Consider the following 21,930-nt stretch of genomic DNA (forward strand, 5'->3'; position numbering starts at 1 on the left):
ATGGATTTCGTGCAAATACTGATCGTCGCCGGCATCGCTTTCGCCCTTTCGCTGTTGATGGGGCTGGCCTGGATCGTTCAGCAGCGAACCGGCAATTCCGGGTGGGTCGATACGATCTGGACCTACTCCATCGGTATCGTTGGGGCGGTGGCGGCCCTTTTGCCGTTCGCCGAGGCGCTGCCAGTGCGCCAGATGCTCGTGGGCGGGCTCGTGCTGCTTTGGTCGGTGAGGCTCGGGACGCATATCGCCCGCCGCGCCGCGGCGGGTATCGACGATCCGCGATATGCCAGCTATGCGCGGGAATGGGGCTCGCAGGCGCCGCGTCGCATGTTCGCGTTCCTGCAGTCGCAGGCCTTCGTCTCGGTGCCGCTGCCACTCGCGGTCTTCCTGGCTGCACACGGTCCACGGGCCGCCCTGGGAGTTCAGGACTATGCCGGCGCCGCCATCATGCTTGCGGCCGTTGCAGGCGAGGCGATCGCCGATGAGCAATTGCGAGGCTTCAAGCGGGACAAGGCAAATGCGGGCCTGGTTTGCGATGTCGGGCTTTGGCGCTGGTCGCGTCATCCGAATTATTTCTTCGAATGGCTCGGGTGGCTCGCCTACCCGGTCATCGCGCTGTCGCCGGGCTACGCATGGGGCTGGGCGAGCCTGATCGCGCCGGCGATCATGTACTGGATACTCGTGCACGTGACCGGAATACCTCCGCTCGAAGCCCAGATGCTTCGATCCCGTGGCCGCCGGTATCGGGACTATCAGTCACGCACCAGCGCTTTCTTTCCACGGCTGCCCAAGAAGGTGCCGCAATGATCGGAGTTCCGGCGCCGCACGATCAGGTTCAAGGGCCTGACAGGGTTGCGCGGCAAGGCCGAACGAGGGCGCAACGTGATCCAGCGAAGGGCTCATGTCGTTTACAGGCGTTGCCTTTGTCGAACCGGTTGCGACACGACCGGAGGGGAGATCGGACATGAGCCTGCTTTTTACATATCTGTCGGTCGCCGCGACTTTCGTTGCGCTCGACATGATCTGGCTCAAGACCATGGTTGAGAGACTTTACCGCCCGGTGCTGGGCGACATGTTGCGCTCGGAGCCGGACCTCGCCGCCGCCGCAGTGTTTTATCTTGCGTATCCCGTCGGCCTGATCTGGTTCGCGGTGCTGCCGGCTCAGCAAGACGGCGGCGCTCTGCGGGCCTTCACGTCCGGCGTGATGTTGGGCTGCTTCACTTATGCGACTTACGATCTGACCAACCAGGCCACCCTGAGGAATTGGTCGACGGGGCTCACTCTTGCCGACGTGTGCTGGGGATCCTTCCTCGCCGGTGTCAGCGCCTGGACGGGATTTCTCGTCGCTCAAAGGATGGCGCATTGATCATGGACGGGACACACGACGGAGCGCTGCAGCAAGATGGCGACCGTAAGCGCGGCAGATGGTACCGATGCGCCGCTTTCCTGTTTCTGGTTCCTGCTGCGGGGATTTTGATCGGGGTCCTGAACCGTCCGGGAGCGTGGTACGCGGCGCTCAACAAGCCATCCTTCAATCCGCCGGATGCGGCCTTCGCACCGGTCTGGACGGCTCTGTTCCTCATGATCGCCGTTGCGGGATTCCGCACCTTCGAGGCGGAGCCGCGCGGAACGGCGATGCGATTATGGAGCCTGCAGATGATCCTGAACTTTGCATGGTCTCCCATCTTTTTTTCGCTTCATCGCATGGACGTGGCGCTCGGCGTCATTGTTGCGCTGTTCGCCGTGATCCTTGCCTTTGTCTGGCGTCAATGGGCGAACGATCGGCTGGCAGCGACGCTTTTCATTCCCTATGCCGGCTGGGTGGGTTTTGCGACCTTGCTGAACATCTCGTTGCTCCGTTTCAATTAGGATCGGCCGCAGAGCTGACCTCATGGCGTCGAACGGGGGAGCGTGGCGCCGAATTCAGAGATCCGTCGCTCCGTCGTCAAAGGCGTCTCTGGTCGCCGCGATCTTGTCGGAGAGCGACGTGAACGCGATCTGGACATTCCGCTTGGCATCGTCGTCAAGCACGAGGTGCGCAAGATCGACCAGTCGATCACCGAAGCGCTCCATGACGACGAGCAGTTGACCGAGCCCGTCCGCGGGCTGCTCGGCTACCAGACGGTCGACCTCTTTTACCATCTGCTCGAGCCTCGCAACGGAGGTTACGAGCGGGTCCTGGTATCCGCGGTTGGGGAATTCGATGATCTCTGCGGCCACGCGCGGGGTCCTCGCCTGCTTCAGGCTGCAGCCGATGCGGCAAGACAGTCCTTGCGTACCGCCAGAAGAGTTCGGTGCAGCCAGGTCTTGATGGTGCCGACGGGCACACCGAAGCGCCGCGACAAGCTCGCGCGGCTCTCGCCCTCGAGATAAGCCAGCGCCACCAGCCTGCGGCGGTCTTCCGGCAACCGAGCCAGCACGCTGCGTGCGATCGGTTCGGCGCGGGCGTAGTCGAAATCGTCGATCGCCGGCTGATCAGCATTTGTCGGAACCAGAAGCGCCTCGTCCAGCTCGTGAGTGGGCAGTCTTCTGACCCGCAAATGGTCGATGGCGGTATTCCGGGCGATCGCTGACATCCAGGTCATCGCCGAAGCACGGCCGCCGTCGAACCGACCCGCGTTGCGCCAGATCTTCAGATAGCTTTCCTGAAGAATGTCCTCGATGTCGTGGGGCGGAGTTCCGACGGCGAGCGCAGTCCTGCGCAGCCTGCTCCGCGTCAGCATATGCAGCGCTGCGAAGGCGCGGGTGTCGCCCGCCGAAACGCATGCCAGCAGTTCGGGCAATGTTTCGCTCTGCGCCTGTCGTGTCAGGCTTAAGCCGGCCATGACCTGTCTCCCTTGCGTTTCCTTCGAAACGCTCCGGGCTCGCGTTCGGATCACCCGGCGGAAGAAGGAGGCGAGCGGATCAAAGCCGCACGAATGGCCCGATCAACCTGCCGAGCAGGCCGTTCATGCGCAGGTCGCCCGTCATTGCGACGAGGCAAACACATGGACCCTCGTTGCCCACCACAGGCCGATGGTCGATCTCGTCGTCGCCATAGTCGAAATCACCCGGACCAAACCGGCCGCCCTCGTGGCTGAAGCTGCCCTCGAGCACGAGGGTCAGTTCGGTTCCGGTGTGCGTGTGCTCGAGCATGCGGCTCCCCGGCGCGGAGCGAAGCAGAAATGCCCGCGCCGTCCCCGAACCGGACAGCTCGATCGGTCGCATGCTCAGACCTGGAGCGATGCGCCTGCGCTTGCCGATGCGGTAGTTTCGCAGTGCCGCCGGAACATCCTGCTCGCTGCCGCGAGCGACGTGGGCAGTCCGCACCGCTCGCTCTTCAGGAGCGTCGTGAATGCGCGACATCACCTGCTCGAACGCATCCGATGCGACCGGCACCGGCTCGACATCTTCAAGCGCCAAGCCGCCAAGTTGCTCGATGGCCTGCACGAACCGGCCGCACCGTGCGCAACCAGCAACATGCACACCCACCACCAATTGATGGGCTTCTTCCAACCTGCCGGCCGCAAAGTCGGCCAGAAGATCTTCCGGCGGATGATGGCTGATGGTCATGCTTCTTCGTCCAATATGTCTCTCAAGCGGTTCATCGCCAGCCTGATTCGCGATTTGACCGTTCCGAGCGGAATGCCGAGCAGGCTCGCGATTTCCGGGTGCGGCTTCTCCTCGATGAACGACAACCTCACCACCATGGATTGCTCCATCGAGAGCTGCTTGACGGCCGAATTGATCCGCGCGGCGTCCTGCACGCGGGACATGACGGCATCCGCGGGTTCGGCGGGGTCCGGTGTCTCGGGAAGCTCAGAGGTGCCCCGCAGGCGGTCTGCCCGCGCTCTGCTGCGGAACAAATCGATGCGCAGATTGCGCGCGATGGTGAATATCCATGCCGCGGCCCCGGCCGTCGCAGGATCGAACTGACCTGCCTTCCGCCAGACGGCGATCAGGGTGTTTTGAGCAATCTCCTCCGCCTCGTCTGAACTGCACCCGGCCTTCAGCATCAGTCCCTTGATGCGTGGCGCGAAATGCTCGAACAGGCGCTTGAAGGCCTCCCGGTCTCCGGCCGAGGCGACGCGTCCGATCAGATCAGCCCAGTCCACTTTTGTGTTCGGCCCTTTGCTCGTGCCAGTCGACAGCCGCGCTTCAATCCTCCGGGGAAAACCAGCCTTCGCCCGGATTGGCGCATCTAAAGCTCGGATAGCAGCGATCATAGCGCCTCGACAAGCGATCTGTGGGTCTGGGAACGAACGAGGACGGGCCCCGGATCACCGCGGAATGATCATTTCGACAGGTTCCGGCGCCGTCCGCGCAGAGGTCCGGCCGACCGCGCCTCGAAGGATGGCCGCAGTCGAGCCTCCAGCCATATCTTTCCTCACACGCAACCGTCCTGCTCACAGCTGGAAAGACATGGTCATGACGTTGTCGTCACGCTTCGTTGCGTGTCGTTATCCTTCTCGACTGCGTTGCTGCTGTGCGACTTCAGCGGCACGGCGATGTCGCAACCGGGTGTAGCCGAAGCATGATCGCCGCTCCACATCTCCTCCGATCGGACGATGGCTCGACCGTTAGCGCATCGATCATCACCGGGCGCAGTGGTCCACCAGACAAAGGAAACACTGATGCGCAACTCCATCCTCGTGGCTCTCGCAGCGATCGCATTGGCGAACGTGGTGACACCCTCGAACGCAATGACCATCGTCCGGGACCACCGCAATCAACCTGAGGTCCGCGACCACCGCCACTAAGCGCCCTGGCGGCGGAGCCGAACTGAGGAGGTTCGGCTCCGCTTCGCGTCATGGATCGTCTGCGCGTGGCGCGGATGTCCATTCGCGATTGTGAGCCTTGAGAGCGAGCCACGCCCGCGCTCTCATGCTATTGCTGCCTTGCAATGACGCAAGGACACCCATGCTCCCCCTTCCCGCCGATATCTTCACCGAGCCCGAGGACGTCTCCCCCGACGGCCTTGCCAATCTCGGCCCGCTCCGCCGTCTCGCCGGCAGCTGGCAGGCCGACAAAGGTATCGACATCAATCCGAAGGCGGAGGGGCCGGAGCGGCGGACCTTCATCGAGCGCATCCGGATGGACCCGATCGATCCGCAAGCCAACGGGCCGCAGCTGCTCTATGGGCTGCGCTATCACGTCCACATCAACACGCCCGAGGAAGACATCACCTTCCACGACCAGGTCGGCTACTGGTTGTGGGAGCCCGCGACCGGGTTGATCATGCAGACGCTGGCGATCCCGCGCGGGCAGGTGCTGCTGGCATCGGGCAAGGCCGGGCCGGACGACAAGGAGATCTCCGTGACCGCCAAGCGCGGCGACACAGCTTACGGGATCTGCTCGACTGATTTTCTGGAACAAGCGTTCCGCACCGATGCTTACCGCTGCGACATCACCTTCAACGACGACGGCAGTTGGACCTATCTGATCCAGACCGAGTTGTTCGTGCGCGGCGCGCCGTTCAACCATCGCGACACCAACACGCTGAAACTCGTCGCGCCGCCAAAGCTCAATCCCCTCGCGTTGATCGTGAACGATCGCGCCACGGGGAGCGAGAAGGACAATGAGCCGGCAGCCTGAGCGCGGCCCGGAGATGCGCATGAAGCCTTACGTCATTTGCCTGATGCATTCGAGTCTGGACGGCCGCACCCATCCGAGCCGCTGGCGCCCGAAGGGGGCAGGGACGGACTGGTTCGAGAAGATCCACGACGAGCTCGGCGGCGATGCCTGGGTGATCGGCCGCGTCACCGGCTCGGAGTTCGCCAAGGGCGAGCCCTATCCCACGACGGCCGACGCGAACTTTCCGCGTGAAAACTGGTTCGCGCGACGCGACGCGAAAACCTATGGCGTCGTGCTCGATGCGAAGGGCAAGATCGGCTGGGGCCGCTCCGAGATCGGCGGCGATCCGATCGTCGTCGTGCTGACCGAGAGTGTGCCCGATTCGCATCTCGCGGGGCTCCGCGGCGAGGGCGTGTCCTATATCTTTGCCGGCAAGTCCGAGATCGACCTCGCGCTGACGCTGGACATTCTCAATCGCGAACTCGGCGTGAAGCGCCTGCTGGTGGAGGGCGGGGGCGTCGCCAACGGCGCGTTCCTGCGTGCCGGCCTGATCGACGAGTTCAACCTGATCCTCAGTCCCGCGATCGACGGCGCCAAGGGCGCGCCCTTCGTGTTCGATTCCACGGACTCCGACGGCGACCGGCGTGCACCGCTGAGCGCGATGAGGCTGGAGAGCACGCGGGATCTCGGCGGCGGCGTCCTGCTGCTGCGCTATCTGATCCAGAACGATCCGCAGGCCGTGGGCAAGTAGCAGCACCGAGATGTCGGCAACATCAGAGCATATCGTCATCGTCGGTGCCGGCGCGGCCGGCCTGATGGCGGCGCGCGAGCTGGCGCGCGCGGGCAGGACCGTGACGATCCTGGAGGCGCGCGAGCGCTGCGGCGGCCGCATCCATCCGCTGCCTGCTTCGGAGTTCGGCTACCGCGCCGACGGCGGCGCCGAATTCGTGCACGGCGAGGCGCCGGTCACGCGCGCGTTGCTGCGTGAGGCCGGGCTGTCCCTTCAGGAGATCGAGGGCGAGCGATGGGGCTTCGACGGCGCTGACATCGTGCGCGAGGATCGCCACGATCCGCATGAGGCTGAGCTGCACGCCGTGGTTCGGGAATTGAACGACGACCTCACGGTCGCCGATTTCCTGCGCCGGCATTTTGCCGGGGATGAGCACGCGCGGCTGCGCCATGTGATCGAGCGAATGGTCGAGGGCTACGATGCGGCCGATCCCGAGCGCGCCTCCACGCTGGCGCTGCGCGAGGAATGGATGGCTGGCGGGCACTCACCGCAGGCGCGGGTCAAGGGCGGCTATGGTGGGATGATCGACTTCCTGGCAGCCGAGTGCCGCAAGCTTGGCGTGATGTTTCGCTTCGGCTGCGTGGTATCGGCGATCGAGGAGGAGGGCGGCGCGATCGCCGTTCGCTGTGTCGGCGGCGGCCTGCAGGGCTGCGATCGCGTGATCCTCACTGTTCCGTTGCCGTTGCTGCGCGAGATCAGGCTGCCGAGCCGCGCGCGCGCAAAGGCGGCGGCGGCCGACGACATCGGCTTCGGCAACGTGATAAAAATCCTGCTGCGCTTCAGGCGGCAATGGTGGCGCGAGCGCAAGGAAGAGCTCGCGGACATGAGCTTCCTTTTGTCCGACCAGGCCATCCCGGTATGGTGGACGCAATATCCGAACCGGCATCCCGCGCTGACCGGATGGTTCGGCGGCCCGCGCACGGCAGCGCTGTCGCGCCTCGACCCGCAAGCGTTGATCGATGCCGGGCTCGATTCGCTTGCGACCGTCTTCGGTCTCTCGCGTGAGGACCTCGCGCGCGAGCTCGTCGCGGCCGTTGCGACAAACTGGGCGCACGATCCCTACGCCCGCGGCGCCTATTCCTGGGCAACGCCGCGAACGCGCGAGGCGCAGACGATCCTCGCACGCGCCGACGGTCCGGTGCTGTTCTCCGGCGAGGCGCTCTATCGCGGAGCCGACATGGGCACGGTCGAAGCGGCGCTGGCGAGCGGTCGGCAGACGGCGGGGATGATCTTGCGGGGATAGGCTGGCGCGCAAAGAAAGGCCCGCATTTCGCGAGCCTTTCGTGTTGCGGCCTTTCGTCTTACCAGCGACTGCCGCCGAAGCCGAACGTCACGCTCGGACCGCCGCCGCCGTAATATCCGTACGGTCCGCCGCCGTAATAGCCGTGGTGCCGCGGATAATAGCCGTAGCTCCGGTAGTGCGGACGATGATAGCCGTAATGGTGGTGAGGACGCCAGTGATGGCGATGGCCGTTATGGTGGTGCCTGTGCTGCGCGCTGATATCGGTTGACTGGGCGGCTGGCGCGGTGTGTTTCGCGCTTGAATGATTGGCCGCGTTCGCCGCCGATCCGCCGGCAAGCGCCGCAACGCCGACGGCCATCGCGACAATGAGATACTTCATGTCATCACTCCAGTTGAATGTCGTGTGACAACACCTGGTCATCCGGCGCGTTCCGGCCGGTGCGGGCGTCGAAACGACGCAGTTTCATTGGCGTCCGATTCGCGCGGCGGCGTGCGTCTCGTGAGATTTATTGTCGCATCTCGGGCGTGGCCGTAACTCCGCCATCACTCTGCCGCGAATGATGCAATCACGTCATCGGTGGTGACGATGCGCGCGAATTCGCCGTTGAGGTTCGACAGCGTCATCGCATGGATCTCCTCGGCAGAATGTCTGTCACCATCCGGCCCGACCCGCTCGAACGTCCAGGTTGCGTCGCGCACCAGCCGCGCGTCGAAGCCGAGATTGCCGGCCATCCGCGTCGTCGTCTCGACGCAATGATTGGTGGTGGCGCCGCAAATGACGAGAGTGCCGATGTTGCCCGCGCGCAGGCGGCTTTCCAGATCGGTGCCGATGAAGGCGCTGTTGACGCGCTTGACGATCACGATCTCGCCCGGCCGCTCGCGTGCCTCGTCCCTGACGGCATATCCGGAGCTCGTTGGCAGAAATGAGGAGGACGGCTTGGTGCCCTCATGACGAATGTGAAAGATCGGCGCGCCGCTGGTTCTGAACGCCGTCAGGAGATCGGCAATACGTGCCACTGCATCCGGGTTATTGCGCCGCTTGCCCGCCGCCTCCCATTCGTCGAACGCACGCTGGACGTCGACGACGATGAGGGCGGGAAGCGCGAGTGACATGAGGGGCGGCTTTCAGACTTACTTGCAGACTTACCTGCAGCGCCGACTATGCGAGGCGACAGTGACGACACGCAATGTCAATTTTCCCTCGTTTCGCGACGTGATTGCAGGCTACGCGCTCTCCCCCTCACGGATGCGGATCGGGAAAGCCGTGGCGTTCGGAGAGCGCGGCTAGGATGGCGTCCTTGTCAGCAATGAACGCGCGGCCCTGATAGCTGCCGGTCTGGTGCGGCGAGGTCGCTCCAACCGCCAGCACGAGCAGCGGCAACGACTGGTTCTCCTCGCCGGCCAGCGCGATCACGGCTTGCCGCGGGCGTGGCCACGGGATGCGCTCGACGTCGAGCTTGCCGGCGAGCTGCGGAAACGAGACCAGCACGCCCTCGATCAGCGCGCAATGCCAGCAATAGAAGCGGCGTCCAGGAAAAGTCGGGTCCTCGAACCCAGGACGCAGCAGAAACAGGCGGTCGCGCGTCATGGGTCGCTCCGAGGTATGGTGACCATCATATCCGATGGCTGACGTCTGGCGGCAGAAGGCCTCGACTCACGATCGCGCCGCGGCCAGCGGCAGGCTGATATGAAAGACGGCGCCTCCGGTCGGCGCGTTGTCGGCCCAGACGCGCCCGCCATGTGCCTCGACGATCGTGCGCGTGATCGAGAGGCCGATTCCCATGCCCTGCGTCTTGGTTGTGAAAAACGGCTTGAAGATTTCGGTTATCTTTTCTGTGCAGATGCCGTCGCCGGCATCTGCGATCGAGATCATGGCCTGATTGCCCGCAAGGCTGGTTCGACCGACGATGCGTCGCCGATCCTCCGGCAGATCGGCCACCGCTTCGATGGCATTCATGACCAGGTTCAGAATAGCCTGCTGGAGCTGCACTTTGTCGGCAGTTACGCGAATATCCGAGGACGATCGGTCCGTCGCGAGCGCAACGTCGTAGGTCAAGGCCTGCACGGAAAGGAACCGAAACACCTCGCCGACCGCCGCGTTGAGGTCGAGCTCGCTCCGCTCTGTGCTGGCCCTCTTCAGAAATGAGCGCACCTGAACGACGATCTCGTTGGCGCGCTTATCGTCTCGGCGAATGTCACCCAGTATATCCCTGATCACGCCAAGGTCAGGTGCCGGTATCTGCAACAGCTGCTCGGCGGTCTCAGCATTGATCAGAATGGCGGCGAGCGGCTGGCTCAGCTCATGCGCGATCGTGACAGACATCTCGCCCGCGGTGGCAAGGCGATTCATGTGGGCAAGCTCCGACATGCGTTGGCGCGCTTCGACCTCCGCCAGGAATCGCAGCCTGCGCTCGCGCAGGAGGATGACGATCATCGTCGCCTGCACCAGCACCAAGCCGACACTGATCATGACGCGCCAGTAATACTGCTCCCAGAAACTCGGTTCTCGGAAACGCACCTCGCTGCCCGGAGGCAGATTTGCTTCGTCCACATTCCAGAGCTTGAGCTGTCGCCAGTCGAAGATCGGCTTCACGTTGTCCCCGGCAACGGACGGGATGTTCGACGGCGATTCGCCGCCGAGAATCCGCATTGCCAATTGACCGGCCTCCCGTCCGATTGTTTCGGGCAGCAGCAGGAAGCCGCCAACCCCGGTTCGCCCGAGAAATGTGTCGGAGGTGATGATGATCGGTCGGTTCGCGCGCTCGGCGACACGCGCAAGCGCCGCGGCCGGCAAATAGTGGGTGCCTTCGCCGTCGGAATACATCGCCGAGGTCAGAATTGCAGAACGAGGGGGCAAGGAGCCGACCCGTTCGCGCACCTCCCGCAGCACCATCCCGGACAGATCGATGATTTCGAGATCCGGCATCGTGGCCGCGAATTCCTGTTTCCAGTGGCCATATATCAGCGGATTTTTCCATGCATCGCCAACCAGGACGACGCCAGTCAAGTCGGGAACGACCGCGCGTGCCGCAGTCAGTATTTGCGCCGGAGACACCTTGGCAAAGATTGCGGTCGTGCCGGGCAGGAACAGCGCGCGCGTCTCGGGCAGATCGGGCACGAAGCCGTAAACCACGGGTGCGGCGGGCCAGATGTCGTGCTTGCGCACCTGAAGGAATTTCGCCGACGCGACGCCGATCGAGACGATGACGCCGATCGACCGATGTGCGTATTTGGTCTTGAGATGACCGACCAGGCTCTCCTCGTAGTCCGGTCCCGGGAAACGGGCGAGATCGAGGCTTTCGCCGTAGATCACGGTGTGGATCTGTCCATTTTCCTTCGCAGCCGTGCGGATACCTGCAAAGATCTCCGAATAGAATGGCGAACGAAAGTCGGCGTCTTCCAGCACCAGGATAGAGCGCTGCCCCGGACTGTCGGCTGCAGGGCACTCATGTGCCAGGGTTGCGAACAGGCAGGCGATCAGGAGCCGTTTGATCGCGATGACCATCCTCATTGCTGACTCTGCGCCTGGCCTGTGTTTGCAACGGGCGCCTCCTCGATGAGGACGCATCCGAGCATACCTGCCGGTTCCGAAGTTTCAATGAAGGATTTGATCCGGCTGTGCCGTGCAGGTGGCGGTTCACCTCGCCCGCATGCAGAGCGAAGAAGGTCCGCTATTTGAACGGATCCTGGATCGACGGCGCCGACTGCCTGATACGACGCACGCTCACGGGCGTGCCGTCGGAAACGAACAGCAGTTCGTAGCGGCGGCCCTCGCTGTCGGTGGCGGAGCAGGTGACGTCAGTCACCTTCTTGGCGGCGAAATTGCCGGTCTGGCGGCAGAGGCCCGTGGAGGTCTGCTCGGCCGGGACCGGGAGCCCGTCGACCTTGGGGCGGTCCTTGGAATTGAGCAGCATGCGGTCGATCGGCAGCTCATAGGAATTGTCGTCGGCGCGCTTGCCGTTCTCGCCGGAGAACGACACGACGTGATTCTCGTCGGCGGGATCGTCGACCGCGACCGCGAAATTGACCCGGCCCTTGTCACCATGGGCGTAGGCCACCGTCTTGCAGGCAAAGGTGCGGCCCGCGACCTTCAGCGTCTTGCAGTGGCCGGACATCAGCGCCAGCAGGTCGACGAAAGAGTTGGCGGCCGTAGGGTTGTTCACGGAAATCGACAAGGAAGACTCGGCAAAACAAGGGCTTGCCAAGGTCATGAGGGCGGCGGTGAGGACTGGTCCGCAGAGGCGCATCGGAAGGCTCACATGCCAGGGAACCACGGAAAAGTTCCGTCCGATAACCAGCGAACCGCAAATTGGTTGCGATCCCGTTTGTTCAGCCCAATCCGTCTGAAATACCACCGCGCCACCCCAACGGCGATTCGCCCCTATCGCCCAATCCATTCCCGGCCGGCACTTGCCGTCAGGCCGGTGTTTTTTTCGTGGCAGGGCTACCCCATTGCCGCCTGCCAGCGCGCATCGCGCAAGGATGGGCGGCGGTGCAGGCGGGCATCGAGCAGCGCGCGGGCGCGGGGCAGCTCGCCGCTGCGCATCAGGGCAACGACAAAAGTGTCCTCGATCAACTCGCGCTGGGCGTGGCTGCCGCCGACGCGCACGACCTCACGGAGAACCGGCGCGAGCATTTGCACGCACGCCACGTATTGCTCGTCCGCGAAGGCGGCCAGCGCGCGGCAGACCGCCGGTACCACGGGACCGGCCGGCAGCTTGCCATCGGCGAGCCGCTGCTCGATCGCGGCAAGACGTGTGGCGAGCGCTTCGCGATTTTGCGTCGCAGCCGCGAACAGCGCCATGTGGACGTCGGCGAAGGGCAGGCTCGATTTCGGAAACAGTTTTTGCGCGGTGGCATCGGCTTCGACCCAAAGCGCCCTCGGCACGGCGTGGCCGTAAGCCGACAGGCGCCAGAGCAGTGACGCACCGTCGGTGACGACATTGAGCGGCGGCGCCTGTGTGGCCTTTGGCTGCAGCACATCGGCATAGATCGCGAGCGCCCGCGCGGCATCGCTATGCTCCAGCGCGCCCAGCGCCTGATGCCAGCGGATGTGGCCGTGCAAGATCCCGGCGCGGTCGTAACAGGGGATCCAGTCGTCGACGAGCCGGTCGGCCGCTTCGATCGAACCGTCCTCGAACATCGCATGCAGCACGGCGTGCGCGGCATGGGCATTCTGCCGGCGCAGCTCGAAGCCGCGCTCGGTGACGCCGCGGCCGCGACTGAAATTGCCGTTCTCGGTCATCGCCCAGCCGTACATGGTGAGGAACCACCAATCCTCGCCATAGTGATGCGCGACGCGCTCGCATAGCTCCTGCCGCGCGCGGTCGTGATCGGCCATGCCGGAGAACGCGTACAGGCCGAACGCGCCGAGCGGCAGCGACAGCACCAATGCATCGCGCGGCCACGCCTCGACGTGCTTCATCGTCGCCGCGATCGCCTCCGGCAGCCGGCCCTCGATTGCGAGCGCCAGCGTCTCGACATGCAAACGCTCGCGTTCCGTGCCGCGTTTCGCCACGAGCTCGCGCGCGAGGGCCGCCTTCTGCCGCGCCAGATCGCCTTGCTGATAGAAGCCATGCAGGCGGGCGCGGGCGATATGGGGCAGCGCAAAATCCGGATCGGCCGCAATCGCGCGCTCCAGCGTCTCCGCCGTGCCGGTCCAGCCCGCGAGCATGAGGTCGACGCCTTCGCGATAAGCGGATGCCGCCTCGGGCGAAGCGGTGGAGAGCGGCAGGCCGTAGCGATCTTCGAGAGCCATTCCTGTCTCCGGCTTAGGCCGTCCGCGCGCGGCGTCCTTCGATCGGATAGGCCGGGTCGTTGTAGCCCGGCGTCGAGGGATGACCCGGCACGACCAGTCTGTCGATCAGCGCCTCGTCCTCCGCGGTGAAGCGATAGTCGAGCGCGCCGGTGTAGCCGTCCCATTGCTCCTCGGTGCGCGGACCGGCAACGATCGAGGAGACAAAGGCGGAGTTCAGCACCCAGGCGACCGCGAACTGGCCGGCGGTGATGCCCTTTTTCTCGGCGTGGGCCTTGATCTCCTGCGCCAGCTGGAGCGATTCCGGCCGCCATTCGGTCTGCATCATGCGCGTGTCGTTGCGGCCCGCGCGCGTCTCCTTGTCAGGAGCAGCGTCGGGCTTGTATTTGCCTGTCAGCACGCCGCGCGCCAGCGGGCTGTAAGGCACGATGCCGAGGCCGTAATGGGAGCAGGCCGGAAAGTGCTCGACTTCGGGCATGCGGTTCATGGCGTTGTAATAGGGCTGACTCACCGCGGGCCGGTCGATGCCGAGCCGGTCGCAGATGTTGCAGATTTCGGCGACGCGCCAGGCGCGGTAGTTCGAGACGCCGAAATAGCGCACCTTGCCGGCGCGGATCAGGTCGCCCATCGCGCGCACCGTCTCCTCCAGCGGCGTCGAATGGTCTTCCTTGTGCAGATAATAGATGTCGATGTGGTCGGTGCCGAGCCGCTTCAGACTCTCATCCGCCGCCTGCAACACCCAGCGCCGCGACAGGCCGACACGGTTAGGATCGTCCCCCATGGGGTTCGCAAGTTTCGTCGCGAGCACCCAGGCGTGACGGTTGTTGCCGATGGCGCGTCCCACGACCTCTTCGGATGCACCCTTCGAATAGGCGTCGGCGGTGTCGATGAAATTGATGCCGGCCTGGTGTGCCTTCGCGATGATCCGCCTTGAGGTGGCTTCATCGGTCGGCCCGCCGAACATCATGGTGCCCAAGCAGATCGGCGACACTTTCAGGCCGCTGCGGCCGAGTTGGCGATATTGCATAGGCTGTCCTCTGCTTTGCTGGAGCGACCAGCATATCCAGCTAACTCCGTCATTGCGAGCGCAGCTAGGCAATCCCTCAGCGTCGTCCCGGCGAAGGCCGGGACCCATAACCACAGGATGTGGTTTGGCGAAGATTCGGAGTTACCAGCTTCGCGCTGCAATTGTTGCCTCGGAGTATGGGTCCCGGCCTTCGCCGGGACGACGGCGGAATGTGTGGAGCGCAATGAACATAGCACCGCTACCCCGGCCCCTTCAAAATCTTGAACACACCATTGGCCATCACCACGCAGCGGCCGTCCACGCTGACCTCGGTGCTCATGAAGATCAGGCTGCGCGTCGAGCGCACCACGCGCGGGCGGGAGATCAGGACATCGCCGATCTGGCCGGCTTCGACGAAATGAGTGTCGAGCTGCACCGTCGCCATGAACTCCTTGCCGGAGACGTAGCGGGCGGTCATGCCGCAGGTACGGTCCGCGAACGTCATCATCACGCCGCCTTGGACCATGCCGCGCCGATTGTGGTGCTTGTCCTCGGTCGCGAGTGCGAATTCGTACTGGCCGTCGACCTTACGCTCCCATAACGGGCCGATCAGGTGCACGAAGCCCGTGGTCTCCAGGATGGTCCAGCCGTCTGCTTTCAGCCGTGCGGCTGTCTTGTTGGTCATGTCGTCCAATTCCTGCGCGGATCGTGCGATCTCATTTCATCGGGGCCGGACGTGGTGTAGTCAAGCATGATGAGACCGTTCGACGATGCCACACGGCGGAATATCGCGGCCGCCTGCGCGGCCTTCACGCGGCTGGCGGAGGACGAGGCGCCGGCGGCGTTGAAGCGCGCTGCGGTGGCAGTTGCGCTGACTGCGGCCAGCGAGAACGACGACACGGCGTTGCTGCTCACGCTGCGCGCATCGCATCTGCGCGCCCATCGCGGTCAATGGGCCTTGCCCGGCGGACGCTGCGATGCCGGTGAGACGCCGGTCGAGGCGGCGCTACGCGAGCTCGACGAGGAGCTTGGCCTGCGTCTCACCGGCGCGGAGGTGCTCGGCACGCTCGATGATTATCCGACCCGCTCCGGCTATCTGATCACGCCGGTCGTGGTGTGGGCCGCCGATAGTGCCGCGATCAAACCAAACCCGGACGAGGTCGCCTCCGTCCATCGCATCGCGCTCGCGACGGTCGAGCGCGAAGATGCGTTCGATTTCGTCGGGATCCCCGAGAGCACGCGCCGTGTGATCCGCTTCCATCATCAGTCGAGCTTGATCCACGCACCGACGGCGGCGCTGATCTACCAGTTCCGCGAAGTGCTGGCAGGACGGCACACCCGCGTCACCGAGCTGGAACAGCCGGTATTCGCCTGGAAGTGACGCGATAGGCGAAAAAGAGGTAAACGGCGCGTTAACGTGACAGTTACCGGATGCCTGCTAAGAGGGCAGCATGCATCGATCGATTCGAAATGCCGTGAGACTGGTTCCACTCGCGCTCGTCCTGCTCGCGCCTGCCGCGCGCGGTGGCGAATCCGACGCGCTGCCGCCGGCCGTCCGCAATGCCAAAGCCCAGCTGTTGTCGCAGTTTTTCGCGCAAGGTGGCGCGTCACCGGCCGTGCTCGAATATCGTCGCAAGCTTGCGGAATATCAGGCGGCACGTGCCGCCTTCGACCAGGAAGCCGGCGCCTACTGGAGCCAGATCTCCGAGAAGCGGAAAGGTCGCAACGCCAAGCGGCGCAGCGGTCAGCAGATCACGCTGGACGATTACGTGCTGGAGCATCCGCCGCTCTATAGCGGCCCGAAACGGCCGGTGAATCCGGAGCCGGAGGAAAGCCCGGACCGTCCGACGAGAAAGCCGATCCCCGTGGTCGCCGATCTGCTGCGCGCGGCGCAGGAACTCTATCAGTTCACGCCGCAGCGGCCGTCCAGCGAAGTCGAATTCAAGCGCGTCTATGCGCGCTATGCGCTGGCCTCGGGGCTGACGCGCGAGCAGGCGGTGCGGGTCTACGCGTTCGAGACCGGCGGCACCGGCAGTTACGACGTGCAGGCGGGAATCGAGCATGGCGGCAAGCGCGCCATTTCGACCGCGATGGGCTACAACCAGCTGCTGACGACCAACAGCGTCGAGCTGCTGGCCGAGCAAGGCCATGAATTCATCCGCGCGCTCTCTGACAAGGTCGCGCGGACCTCAGGTCCGGCGCGTCAGTCGCTCGAGCACAAGCTCACCGTTCTGAAGAAAATGGTGGCGCATGCCAAGTCGGTGCCCGACTCCTGGTCGGAGCACGAGAAGATCGGCAACACCGCGCAGGGTTGGGCCATGCATGCCATGGTGCTCGACATCGATATCGGTCCGATGCTGCAGACCCACAAGCTGCTCACCTCGGTGCTGTTCGCGCGGGCCAAGGGCTACACCCGCCCGCTCAGCGCGGCCGAGCTCGAGATGATGAACCTCACTGGCGACGGCACCGGCCTCGACATGGTGACGATGCCGCAGGCAATGCGCGAGCAGGTGCCGACCTCGAACTTCTTCCAGCGCGGCGGCTACGAGCGCAACCCGGTCGCGATCCGCCACAACACGGTGGCGAAGCTGCTGGCGGTGACGGACACGAGGATGGACAGCAACAGCAACAATGCCGGCGCGCGGGAACTGGCCGGGGCGTTTTAGTTCACGGTTGCTGTCATGCCACGCGCAAGCGGGGCATCCAGTACGCCGCGGCGTCTCGGTTCAAGCACAACTGCCTCTGGAATACTGGATCGTCCGCCCCAGTGCGCAATTGCGCACAAGGCGGACGATGACACCGAGTGCGTGGTGGCGCCGTCGCCTGCCGTCCCGTCCCTACTGATCCGACCCGAACCTGAACTTGCCGTCGCCTTCCAGGTACGGGCCGCTGCGCATGTAGAGCTGACCGTTGTGGCCGAGGAAGAACAGCGTGCCCTTCGGCACCTTTTTGGCACCCTTCAGAAGTTCGCCGGCATTGCTCGTGCCCATCTTGTAGGAAAAGGTCTTGCCCTCCTTGTCATAGGCGTAGCCGGTGTCGGGCTTGAGCTCCCAAGGTGTTGCAGCGGTCTGCGCCAATGCGGGCGCCGCGAACGCGCCGAGCACGGCCGTCACCAAAAAAGTCTTTGTCGAAAATGCCATCACCCTATCCTCCCCATCGAGGCTCCCGGCTTGAACAAATCACGAACGGCGCTTCCAGGTCAATTTGCGAAAGCGCCGCAGCGCATCACGTCTTGCCGAGCAGTTTGTGATTTTCCCTTCGTCCCCGCGCGACTATGTTCCGCTTTCCGTCTAGAACGCAATTCGACAAAAACATTGGGTAGGGGATGATTCGAATGAACCTCGTCATTAAAGCTTGCTGGGCCGCCGGCCTGATGCTGACGGCGCTTGCGCCGGCCGCCCGGGCCGATGATTACCAGCTCAGCCACAACCAGCGGATTTCGTGCAGCCGCGGCCTGGCCCCAGGCAAGCTGAACACCGCGACCTGCAAGTCCTACACCTACCTCTTCAACACCAAGACCTCGGAATATTTCCGCTGCCAGGTCTCGCTGGCGCTGACCCGCGACAACAAGGAAGTCATCAACGTCCAGACCGACGGTGCCTGCACCAAGAAGCCGCGCATCTTCGAGAGCGACGGCCATTACGATTTCGACGCCACCGAGACCGAGCCTCCGAACACCAATTCGTTCTTCGGCCCCGGTGGCTACTCGGTCTGGGCCGCCGACGTCGGCGCGCAGAAAGTCCGCGGCTGCATCATCATCTCCTCCGGCCTCGGCTCCGACATCTCCAAATGCCTGGACATGACCTTCCAGTGAGGGGCGGCCCCGATCTGGCTGCGCCACCTCGCCGCACCCGCCGGGTTCCGCAAAAATCGAGCCAGGACAGCCATTTACCGCAGTCCTGTTTTGACTTTTGGATGGGTTGACCCGCTCCCCTCATCCGGCCAACTTCCCGGCCGGTTTGGGGAGTAGAAAGATCATGAAACGGACGATTTTCGGCGTGGCCGCGGCTCTTGTTCTGGCGGCGTCGGCACCTTGCGCGCAGGCGCAATCCTTCATCAACGTGCTGACCGGCGGCACCTCCGGCGTCTACTATCCGCTCGGGGTCGCGATCGGGAAGATCTACGGCGACAAGATTCCGAACGTGAAGACGCAGGTGCAGGCCACCAAGGCGTCAGTCGAGAATCTGATCCTGCTCCAGCAAGGTCGCGGCGAGCTGGCGTTCACGCTGGGCGACTCATTGAAAGCGGCCTGGGACGGCGAAGAGGAGGCGGGCTTCAAGACCAAGCTCGACAAGCTCAGGACCATCGGCGCGATCTATCCGAATTACATCCAGATCGTCGCGACCGCCGAGAGTGGCATCAAGACGCTGGCGGACCTCAAGGGCAAGAGCCTCTCGGTCGGCGCGCCGAAATCGGGCACGGAGCTGAATTCGCGCGCGATCCTGGCGGCAGCCGGCATGAGCTACAAGGATCTCGGCAAGGTCGAGTATCTGCCGTTTGCCGAATCCGTCGATCTCATGAAGAACCGCCAGCTCGGCGCGACGCTGCAATCGGCCGGCCTCGGCGTGGCCTCGCTGAAGGATCTGTCGACCTCGAGCCCGATCACGGTGGTGTCGGTGCCGAAGGAGACCGTCGACAAGATCGGCCTGCCCTTCGTCGCTGCGACCATTCCCGCCAACACCTATACCGGGCAGGACAAGGACGTGCCGACCGCGGCCGTGATCAACTATCTCGTCACCAGCTCGGCGGTGTCGGACGATCTCGCCTATCAAATGACAAAGCTGGTCTACGAGTCGCTGCCCGAGCTCGCCAACGCGCATGCGGCCGGCAAGGAGATCAAGCTCGAGACGGCGGCCACCGGCAGCCCGGTTCCGCTGCACCCCGGCGCGATCCGCTATTACAAGGAAAAGGGGCTGATCAAGTAAGGTCGACCCTCGTTATCGGACGTCATGGCCGGGCTTGTCCCGGCCATCCACGTTCTAAGGCCAGGCGAGGAAGATCGTGGATGCCCGGGACAAGCCCGGGCATGACGGCGCGGATGGACCGTGCCAATGCTATAAGCGCTCGACGATTGGGGATGGGTTGAAATGCTCGAGAAGGCAGAGGGCAGCGAAGCGCCCATCAAGGTCGAGTTCGATAATTTCGAGCACGGTTTTCCGGAAGGTTTTGGCCCGGGCTGGTGGGGCGCTCTCGCGTATTGGATCGGCATCGCCTTCGCGACCTTCCAGCTTTATGTCGCGGCCTTCAACTATCTGCCGAGCCAGGTGGTGCGCGGCGTCCATGTCGGCTTCCTCATTCTCCTCACCTTCGGTCTGATCGGCAACTTCACCGCCAAAAGCGATGTCGGCCGCGCGATCGGCTGGCTGATCGGCGGCGCGGGCTTTCTGTGCGGGCTCTATCAATGGATCTTCTATGCGGATTTGATCGCACGTGACGGCGATCCGACGCGCCTCGATCTCGTGGTCGGCACGCTGCTCGCCGTCCTGATCTTCGAGGGCACGCGGCGGCTAATGGGCGCGGCGCTCCCGCTGATGTGCGGCGCCTGTCTCGTCTATTGGTTCTTCGGCCAGTATCTGCCGTCGCCGCTCAACCATCGCGGCTATGATTTCGACCAGATCGTCACGCATCTGTCGTTCGGTACCGAAGGTTTTTATGGTGTACCGATCTACGTCTCGGCGACCTACATCTTCCTGTTCATCCTGTTCGGCTCGTTCCTGGAGCGCGCCGGCATGATCCAGCTCTTCACCGACGTTTCTCTTGGGTTATTCGGCAGGACCCGCGGCGGCCCGGCAAAGGTCGCGGTGTTCGCCTCGGGCATGATGGGCACGATCTCCGGCTCCGGCGTCGCCAACGTCGTCACCGTCGGCCAGTTCACGATTCCGCTGATGATCAGGTTCGGCTATCGCCGCGCGTTCGCGGCCGGCGTCGAGGCGACGGCCTCCATGGGCGGGCAGATCATGCCGCCGGTGATGGGCGCGGTTGCCTTCATCATGGCGGAGACGCTCGGCGTCCAGTACTCGGAGGTCGTGAAAGCGGCCGCGATTCCCGCGATGCTCTATTTCGCCTCCGCCTTCTGGATGGTGCATCTGGAAGCCGGCAAGCACGGCCTCACGGGCATGAAGAAGTCGGAGACCCCGAGCGCCTGGAAGGCGCTGGTGAAGGGTTGGTACCTGGTGCTGCCGCTCGCAGCCCTCGTCTACATGCTGTTCGAAGGCTTCACGCCGCTCTATGCCGGCAGCATGGGGCTCGCGCTCACGGTGGGGCTGATCCTCGGCACCGCCATCACGACGGGCGCGCCTTCGACGGCCATCCGCTACATCTTCTGGATCGGGCTCGCGCTCGTCGTCGCCGCGCTCTCGCGCGACGGTCTTCAGATCGTGCCGGTCGCAGGCGTCGTCGTCGCGCTGATCGTGATCACTGCGTTCGTGCGCGGCGGGTTTTCCGCCCTGCGCGCCTGCCGCGATGCGCTGGCCGAAAGCGCGAAATCCGCCATCACCGTCGGCATGGCCTGCGCCATCGTCGGCGTCATCATCGGCATGATGTCGCAGACCGGCGTCGGCACCATCTTCGGCGGCTGGGTGATCGGCCTCGGGGAGAAGAGCCTGTTCCTGGCGCTGATCATGACCATGCTGCTGTCGATCCTGCTCGGCACCGGCATCCCGACCATCCCGACCTACATCATCACGGCAGCGCTCGCAGCGCCCGCGCTGGCGAAACTCGGCGTTCCCCTGATCGCGAGCCACATGTTCGCGTTCTATTACGGCATCATGGCCGACCTCTCGCCGCCGGTAGCGCTGGCAGCGTTGGCCGCAGCACCGATCGCGAAGGAGAATCCGGACAAGATCGGCTGGGAGGCGATGCGCATCGCGCTCGCCGGCTACGTCATCCCCTTCATCTTCGTCTATTCACCGGCGCTGATGCTGCAGGCCGGCGATCCCATGGCCGCCAAGCTCGGCTTCTACGGCGCGGTGGCGCTGGCGACCTTGAAGGCCCTGGTGGCCATCGCGCTGTTCGGCATGGTCGCGATCGGATTCCTGTTCACGCGCCTGACGTTCCTCGAACGTGTGGTTGCGCTTGGCGCCGCGCTGTGCCTGCTCGGCGACTTCCCGTTCAGCGACACCGCGGGCTTCCTGCTCGCCGCGGCGATCGTGCTGTGGCAGTGGCGGCGGCGTCCGCCGGCGCCGGTCGAGGCGGTGTGAGCCTCTGCTTCGTCACAGCTTCAGGCGTGAAGGCGCTGGCGCTGTCCGCGTTCACGCTGGTGTGGACGCATTCGATCGCGAAGATCGACTGGCAGGAAGACTGGCGCGTCACCCCCGCCGGGCTCGAACTGGTGCAGGCACGCGTCAAGGGCACCGGCCCGGGTATGGAGCCGCCGCCCGAGGCGCGGCTTGTCGACGGCTGGTTTCAATGGAGGCCCGCGCGCGCGCCGATGCCGGAGGTGGTACTGGGCAATTCAGGCGCGGCTGGCGAATGGCGGCTATGCCATGACGGCAAGTGCCGGACGTTGTCCGAGATTGTCGGTCATCCCATTGGTGCTAACGTCACCACGATGAAGGTCTGCAACGATCCGTAGCCCGGATGGA

General features: G+C 64.3%; 26 protein-coding genes. 13 read left to right on the forward strand and 13 right to left on the reverse strand.

The annotated features are described in order from the left end of the window. From AC0L2J_RS03765 to AC0L2J_RS03775, 3 genes are all read left to right on the forward strand, one after another. Positions 1-807 (forward strand): DUF1295 domain-containing protein, encoded by an 807-nt coding sequence (locus AC0L2J_RS03765; protein WP_473387293.1) that lies wholly within the window; start codon positions 1-3, stop codon positions 805-807. Positions 808-964: 157 nt separating this feature from the next. Further along, positions 965-1,366 carry a DUF2177 family protein gene (locus AC0L2J_RS03770; protein WP_063994157.1) on the forward strand — a complete coding sequence of 134 codons (402 nt, stop codon included), beginning with the start codon at positions 965-967 and terminating at the stop codon, positions 1,364-1,366. 2 nt (positions 1,367-1,368) lie between these two features. Then, positions 1,369-1,869 carry a TspO/MBR family protein gene (locus AC0L2J_RS03775; protein WP_007615453.1) on the forward strand — a complete coding sequence of 167 codons (501 nt, stop codon included), beginning with the start codon at positions 1,369-1,371 and terminating at the stop codon, positions 1,867-1,869. 54 nt (positions 1,870-1,923) lie between these two features. Here the strand turns inward: AC0L2J_RS03775 and AC0L2J_RS03780 are convergent, their stop codons facing one another. From AC0L2J_RS03780 to AC0L2J_RS03795, 4 genes are all read right to left on the reverse strand, one after another. Continuing rightward, positions 1,924-2,220, reverse strand: a complete 297-nt coding sequence (locus AC0L2J_RS03780) for a hypothetical protein (protein WP_063994156.1) — start codon at positions 2,218-2,220, stop codon at positions 1,924-1,926. A 20-nt stretch (positions 2,221-2,240) separates the two neighbouring features. After that, entirely contained in the window at positions 2,241-2,825 is a 585-nt protein-coding gene (locus AC0L2J_RS03785; protein ID WP_473387295.1) for an RNA polymerase sigma factor, read from the reverse strand. Between the two features lie 79 nt (positions 2,826-2,904). Next, on the reverse strand, positions 2,905-3,552 hold the full coding sequence (locus AC0L2J_RS03790; protein WP_473247404.1) for a ChrR family anti-sigma-E factor: 648 nt from the start codon (positions 3,550-3,552) through the stop codon (positions 2,905-2,907). Beyond that, positions 3,549-4,094 (reverse strand): sigma-70 family RNA polymerase sigma factor, encoded by a 546-nt coding sequence (locus AC0L2J_RS03795; RefSeq protein ID WP_035975266.1) that lies wholly within the window; start codon positions 4,092-4,094, stop codon positions 3,549-3,551. The genes AC0L2J_RS03790 and AC0L2J_RS03795 overlap by 4 nt, the downstream gene beginning before the upstream one ends. Before the next feature lie 519 nt (positions 4,095-4,613). Here AC0L2J_RS03795 and AC0L2J_RS03800 point away from each other — a divergent pair. The 4 genes from AC0L2J_RS03800 (at position 4,614) to AC0L2J_RS03815 (ending at position 7,586) form a co-directional block, all read left to right on the forward strand. Then, positions 4,614-4,739, forward strand: coding sequence for a hypothetical protein (locus AC0L2J_RS03800; protein WP_473387296.1), 126 nt, complete (start codon positions 4,614-4,616; stop codon positions 4,737-4,739). A gap of 160 nt (positions 4,740-4,899) precedes the next feature. Further along, on the forward strand, positions 4,900-5,574 hold the full coding sequence (locus AC0L2J_RS03805) for an FABP family protein (protein WP_473387298.1): 675 nt from the start codon (positions 4,900-4,902) through the stop codon (positions 5,572-5,574). 19 nt (positions 5,575-5,593) lie between these two features. Next, complete coding sequence (locus AC0L2J_RS03810) at positions 5,594-6,304, forward strand: RibD family protein (RefSeq protein WP_473387550.1); 711 nt, start codon at positions 5,594-5,596, stop codon at positions 6,302-6,304. Between the two features lie 10 nt (positions 6,305-6,314). Continuing rightward, a complete protein-coding gene (locus tag AC0L2J_RS03815) occupies positions 6,315-7,586 on the forward strand; it encodes a flavin monoamine oxidase family protein (RefSeq protein ID WP_473387300.1) in 1,272 nt (423 codons plus the stop codon). A gap of 58 nt (positions 7,587-7,644) precedes the next feature. Here AC0L2J_RS03815 and AC0L2J_RS03820 read toward each other — a convergent pair whose 3' ends face one another. The 8 genes from AC0L2J_RS03820 to AC0L2J_RS03855 all read right to left on the reverse strand — a co-directional run bounded on the left by AC0L2J_RS03820 (position 7,645) and on the right by AC0L2J_RS03855 (position 15,032). Further along, on the reverse strand, positions 7,645-7,965 hold the full coding sequence (locus AC0L2J_RS03820; RefSeq protein ID WP_473387301.1) for a hypothetical protein: 321 nt from the start codon (positions 7,963-7,965) through the stop codon (positions 7,645-7,647). Between the two features lie 164 nt (positions 7,966-8,129). Continuing rightward, positions 8,130-8,699: a cysteine hydrolase family protein gene (locus AC0L2J_RS03825; protein ID WP_007615434.1), complete on the reverse strand. Its 570-nt coding sequence runs from the start codon at positions 8,697-8,699 to the stop codon at positions 8,130-8,132. A gap of 127 nt (positions 8,700-8,826) precedes the next feature. Beyond that, positions 8,827-9,174 (reverse strand): DUF3088 domain-containing protein, encoded by a 348-nt coding sequence (locus tag AC0L2J_RS03830; RefSeq protein ID WP_007615432.1) that lies wholly within the window; start codon positions 9,172-9,174, stop codon positions 8,827-8,829. A gap of 66 nt (positions 9,175-9,240) precedes the next feature. Further along, on the reverse strand, positions 9,241-10,752 hold the full coding sequence (locus AC0L2J_RS03835) for a sensor histidine kinase (protein ID WP_473387303.1): 1,512 nt from the start codon (positions 10,750-10,752) through the stop codon (positions 9,241-9,243). Positions 10,753-11,257: 505 nt separating this feature from the next. Beyond that, complete coding sequence (locus AC0L2J_RS03840; protein WP_473387552.1) at positions 11,258-11,833, reverse strand: hypothetical protein; 576 nt, start codon at positions 11,831-11,833, stop codon at positions 11,258-11,260. 197 nt (positions 11,834-12,030) lie between these two features. After that, positions 12,031-13,344 carry a tetratricopeptide repeat protein gene (locus AC0L2J_RS03845; protein ID WP_473387304.1) on the reverse strand — a complete coding sequence of 438 codons (1,314 nt, stop codon included), beginning with the start codon at positions 13,342-13,344 and terminating at the stop codon, positions 12,031-12,033. A gap of 13 nt (positions 13,345-13,357) precedes the next feature. After that, positions 13,358-14,368, reverse strand: a complete 1,011-nt coding sequence (locus AC0L2J_RS03850) for an aldo/keto reductase (RefSeq protein WP_007615423.1) — start codon at positions 14,366-14,368, stop codon at positions 13,358-13,360. Positions 14,369-14,606: 238 nt separating this feature from the next. Then, positions 14,607-15,032, reverse strand: a complete 426-nt coding sequence (locus AC0L2J_RS03855) for a PaaI family thioesterase (protein ID WP_473387306.1) — start codon at positions 15,030-15,032, stop codon at positions 14,607-14,609. A gap of 66 nt (positions 15,033-15,098) precedes the next feature. Here AC0L2J_RS03855 and AC0L2J_RS03860 point away from each other — a divergent pair, with 66 nt between their 5' ends. Together AC0L2J_RS03860 and AC0L2J_RS03865 are read left to right on the forward strand one after the other, a co-directional pair. Beyond that, positions 15,099-15,728, forward strand: coding sequence for an NUDIX hydrolase (locus tag AC0L2J_RS03860; protein WP_473387308.1), 630 nt, complete (start codon positions 15,099-15,101; stop codon positions 15,726-15,728). A 70-nt stretch (positions 15,729-15,798) separates the two neighbouring features. Then, a complete protein-coding gene (locus tag AC0L2J_RS03865; protein ID WP_473387310.1) occupies positions 15,799-17,013 on the forward strand; it encodes a hypothetical protein in 1,215 nt (404 codons plus the stop codon). Positions 17,014-17,184: 171 nt separating this feature from the next. Here AC0L2J_RS03865 and AC0L2J_RS03870 read toward each other — a convergent pair whose 3' ends face one another. Further along, positions 17,185-17,487, reverse strand: a complete 303-nt coding sequence (locus AC0L2J_RS03870; RefSeq protein ID WP_007615414.1) for a hypothetical protein — start codon at positions 17,485-17,487, stop codon at positions 17,185-17,187. A 194-nt stretch (positions 17,488-17,681) separates the two neighbouring features. Here AC0L2J_RS03870 and AC0L2J_RS03875 point away from each other — a divergent pair, with 194 nt between their 5' ends. The 4 genes from AC0L2J_RS03875 (at position 17,682) to AC0L2J_RS03890 (ending at position 21,920) form a co-directional block, all read left to right on the forward strand. Beyond that, entirely contained in the window at positions 17,682-18,161 is a 480-nt protein-coding gene (locus AC0L2J_RS03875; RefSeq protein ID WP_007615413.1) for a hypothetical protein, read from the forward strand. A 163-nt stretch (positions 18,162-18,324) separates the two neighbouring features. Then, a complete protein-coding gene (locus AC0L2J_RS03880) occupies positions 18,325-19,272 on the forward strand; it encodes a TAXI family TRAP transporter solute-binding subunit (RefSeq protein ID WP_007615411.1) in 948 nt (315 codons plus the stop codon). 162 nt (positions 19,273-19,434) lie between these two features. Further along, positions 19,435-21,546, forward strand: a complete 2,112-nt coding sequence (locus tag AC0L2J_RS03885) for a TRAP transporter permease (RefSeq protein WP_473247389.1) — start codon at positions 19,435-19,437, stop codon at positions 21,544-21,546. Beyond that, positions 21,507-21,920 carry a DUF1850 domain-containing protein gene (locus AC0L2J_RS03890; protein ID WP_473387553.1) on the forward strand — a complete coding sequence of 138 codons (414 nt, stop codon included), beginning with the start codon at positions 21,507-21,509 and terminating at the stop codon, positions 21,918-21,920. The genes AC0L2J_RS03885 and AC0L2J_RS03890 overlap by 40 nt, the downstream gene beginning before the upstream one ends. The last annotated feature ends 10 nt before the right edge of the window (positions 21,921-21,930 follow it).

Source organism: Bradyrhizobium sp. MV1.5, from assembly GCF_055807615.1.

Bases quoted from the DNA above. Each gene is read 5' to 3' on its own strand.
- AC0L2J_RS03765 (WP_473387293.1), top strand. From the start codon at position 1: ATGGATTTCGTGCAAATACTGATCGTCGCCGGCATCGCTTTCGCCCTT.
- AC0L2J_RS03770 (WP_063994157.1), top strand. From the start codon at position 965: ATGAGCCTGCTTTTTACATATCTGTCGGTCGCCGCGACTTTCGTTGCG.
- AC0L2J_RS03775 (WP_007615453.1), top strand. From the start codon at position 1,369: ATGGACGGGACACACGACGGAGCGCTGCAGCAAGATGGCGACCGTAAG.
- AC0L2J_RS03785 (WP_473387295.1), bottom strand. From the start codon at position 2,825: ATGGCCGGCTTAAGCCTGACACGACAGGCGCAGAGCGAAACATTGCCC.
- AC0L2J_RS03790 (WP_473247404.1), bottom strand. From the start codon at position 3,552: ATGACCATCAGCCATCATCCGCCGGAAGATCTTCTGGCCGACTTTGCG.
- AC0L2J_RS03800 (WP_473387296.1), top strand. From the start codon at position 4,614: ATGCGCAACTCCATCCTCGTGGCTCTCGCAGCGATCGCATTGGCGAAC.
- AC0L2J_RS03805 (WP_473387298.1), top strand. From the start codon at position 4,900: ATGCTCCCCCTTCCCGCCGATATCTTCACCGAGCCCGAGGACGTCTCC.
- AC0L2J_RS03810 (WP_473387550.1), top strand. From the start codon at position 5,594: ATGAAGCCTTACGTCATTTGCCTGATGCATTCGAGTCTGGACGGCCGC.
- AC0L2J_RS03815 (WP_473387300.1), top strand. From the start codon at position 6,315: ATGTCGGCAACATCAGAGCATATCGTCATCGTCGGTGCCGGCGCGGCC.
- AC0L2J_RS03820 (WP_473387301.1), bottom strand. From the start codon at position 7,965: ATGAAGTATCTCATTGTCGCGATGGCCGTCGGCGTTGCGGCGCTTGCC.
- AC0L2J_RS03825 (WP_007615434.1), bottom strand. From the start codon at position 8,699: ATGTCACTCGCGCTTCCCGCCCTCATCGTCGTCGACGTCCAGCGTGCG.
- AC0L2J_RS03830 (WP_007615432.1), bottom strand. From the start codon at position 9,174: ATGACGCGCGACCGCCTGTTTCTGCTGCGTCCTGGGTTCGAGGACCCG.
- AC0L2J_RS03840 (WP_473387552.1), bottom strand. From the start codon at position 11,833: ATGCGCCTCTGCGGACCAGTCCTCACCGCCGCCCTCATGACCTTGGCA.
- AC0L2J_RS03845 (WP_473387304.1), bottom strand. From the start codon at position 13,344: ATGGCTCTCGAAGATCGCTACGGCCTGCCGCTCTCCACCGCTTCGCCC.
- AC0L2J_RS03850 (WP_007615423.1), bottom strand. From the start codon at position 14,368: ATGCAATATCGCCAACTCGGCCGCAGCGGCCTGAAAGTGTCGCCGATC.
- AC0L2J_RS03855 (WP_473387306.1), bottom strand. From the start codon at position 15,032: ATGACCAACAAGACAGCCGCACGGCTGAAAGCAGACGGCTGGACCATC.
- AC0L2J_RS03860 (WP_473387308.1), top strand. From the start codon at position 15,099: ATGATGAGACCGTTCGACGATGCCACACGGCGGAATATCGCGGCCGCC.
- AC0L2J_RS03865 (WP_473387310.1), top strand. From the start codon at position 15,799: ATGCATCGATCGATTCGAAATGCCGTGAGACTGGTTCCACTCGCGCTC.
- AC0L2J_RS03870 (WP_007615414.1), bottom strand. From the start codon at position 17,487: ATGGCATTTTCGACAAAGACTTTTTTGGTGACGGCCGTGCTCGGCGCG.
- AC0L2J_RS03875 (WP_007615413.1), top strand. From the start codon at position 17,682: ATGAACCTCGTCATTAAAGCTTGCTGGGCCGCCGGCCTGATGCTGACG.
- AC0L2J_RS03880 (WP_007615411.1), top strand. From the start codon at position 18,325: ATGAAACGGACGATTTTCGGCGTGGCCGCGGCTCTTGTTCTGGCGGCG.
- AC0L2J_RS03885 (WP_473247389.1), top strand. From the start codon at position 19,435: ATGCTCGAGAAGGCAGAGGGCAGCGAAGCGCCCATCAAGGTCGAGTTC.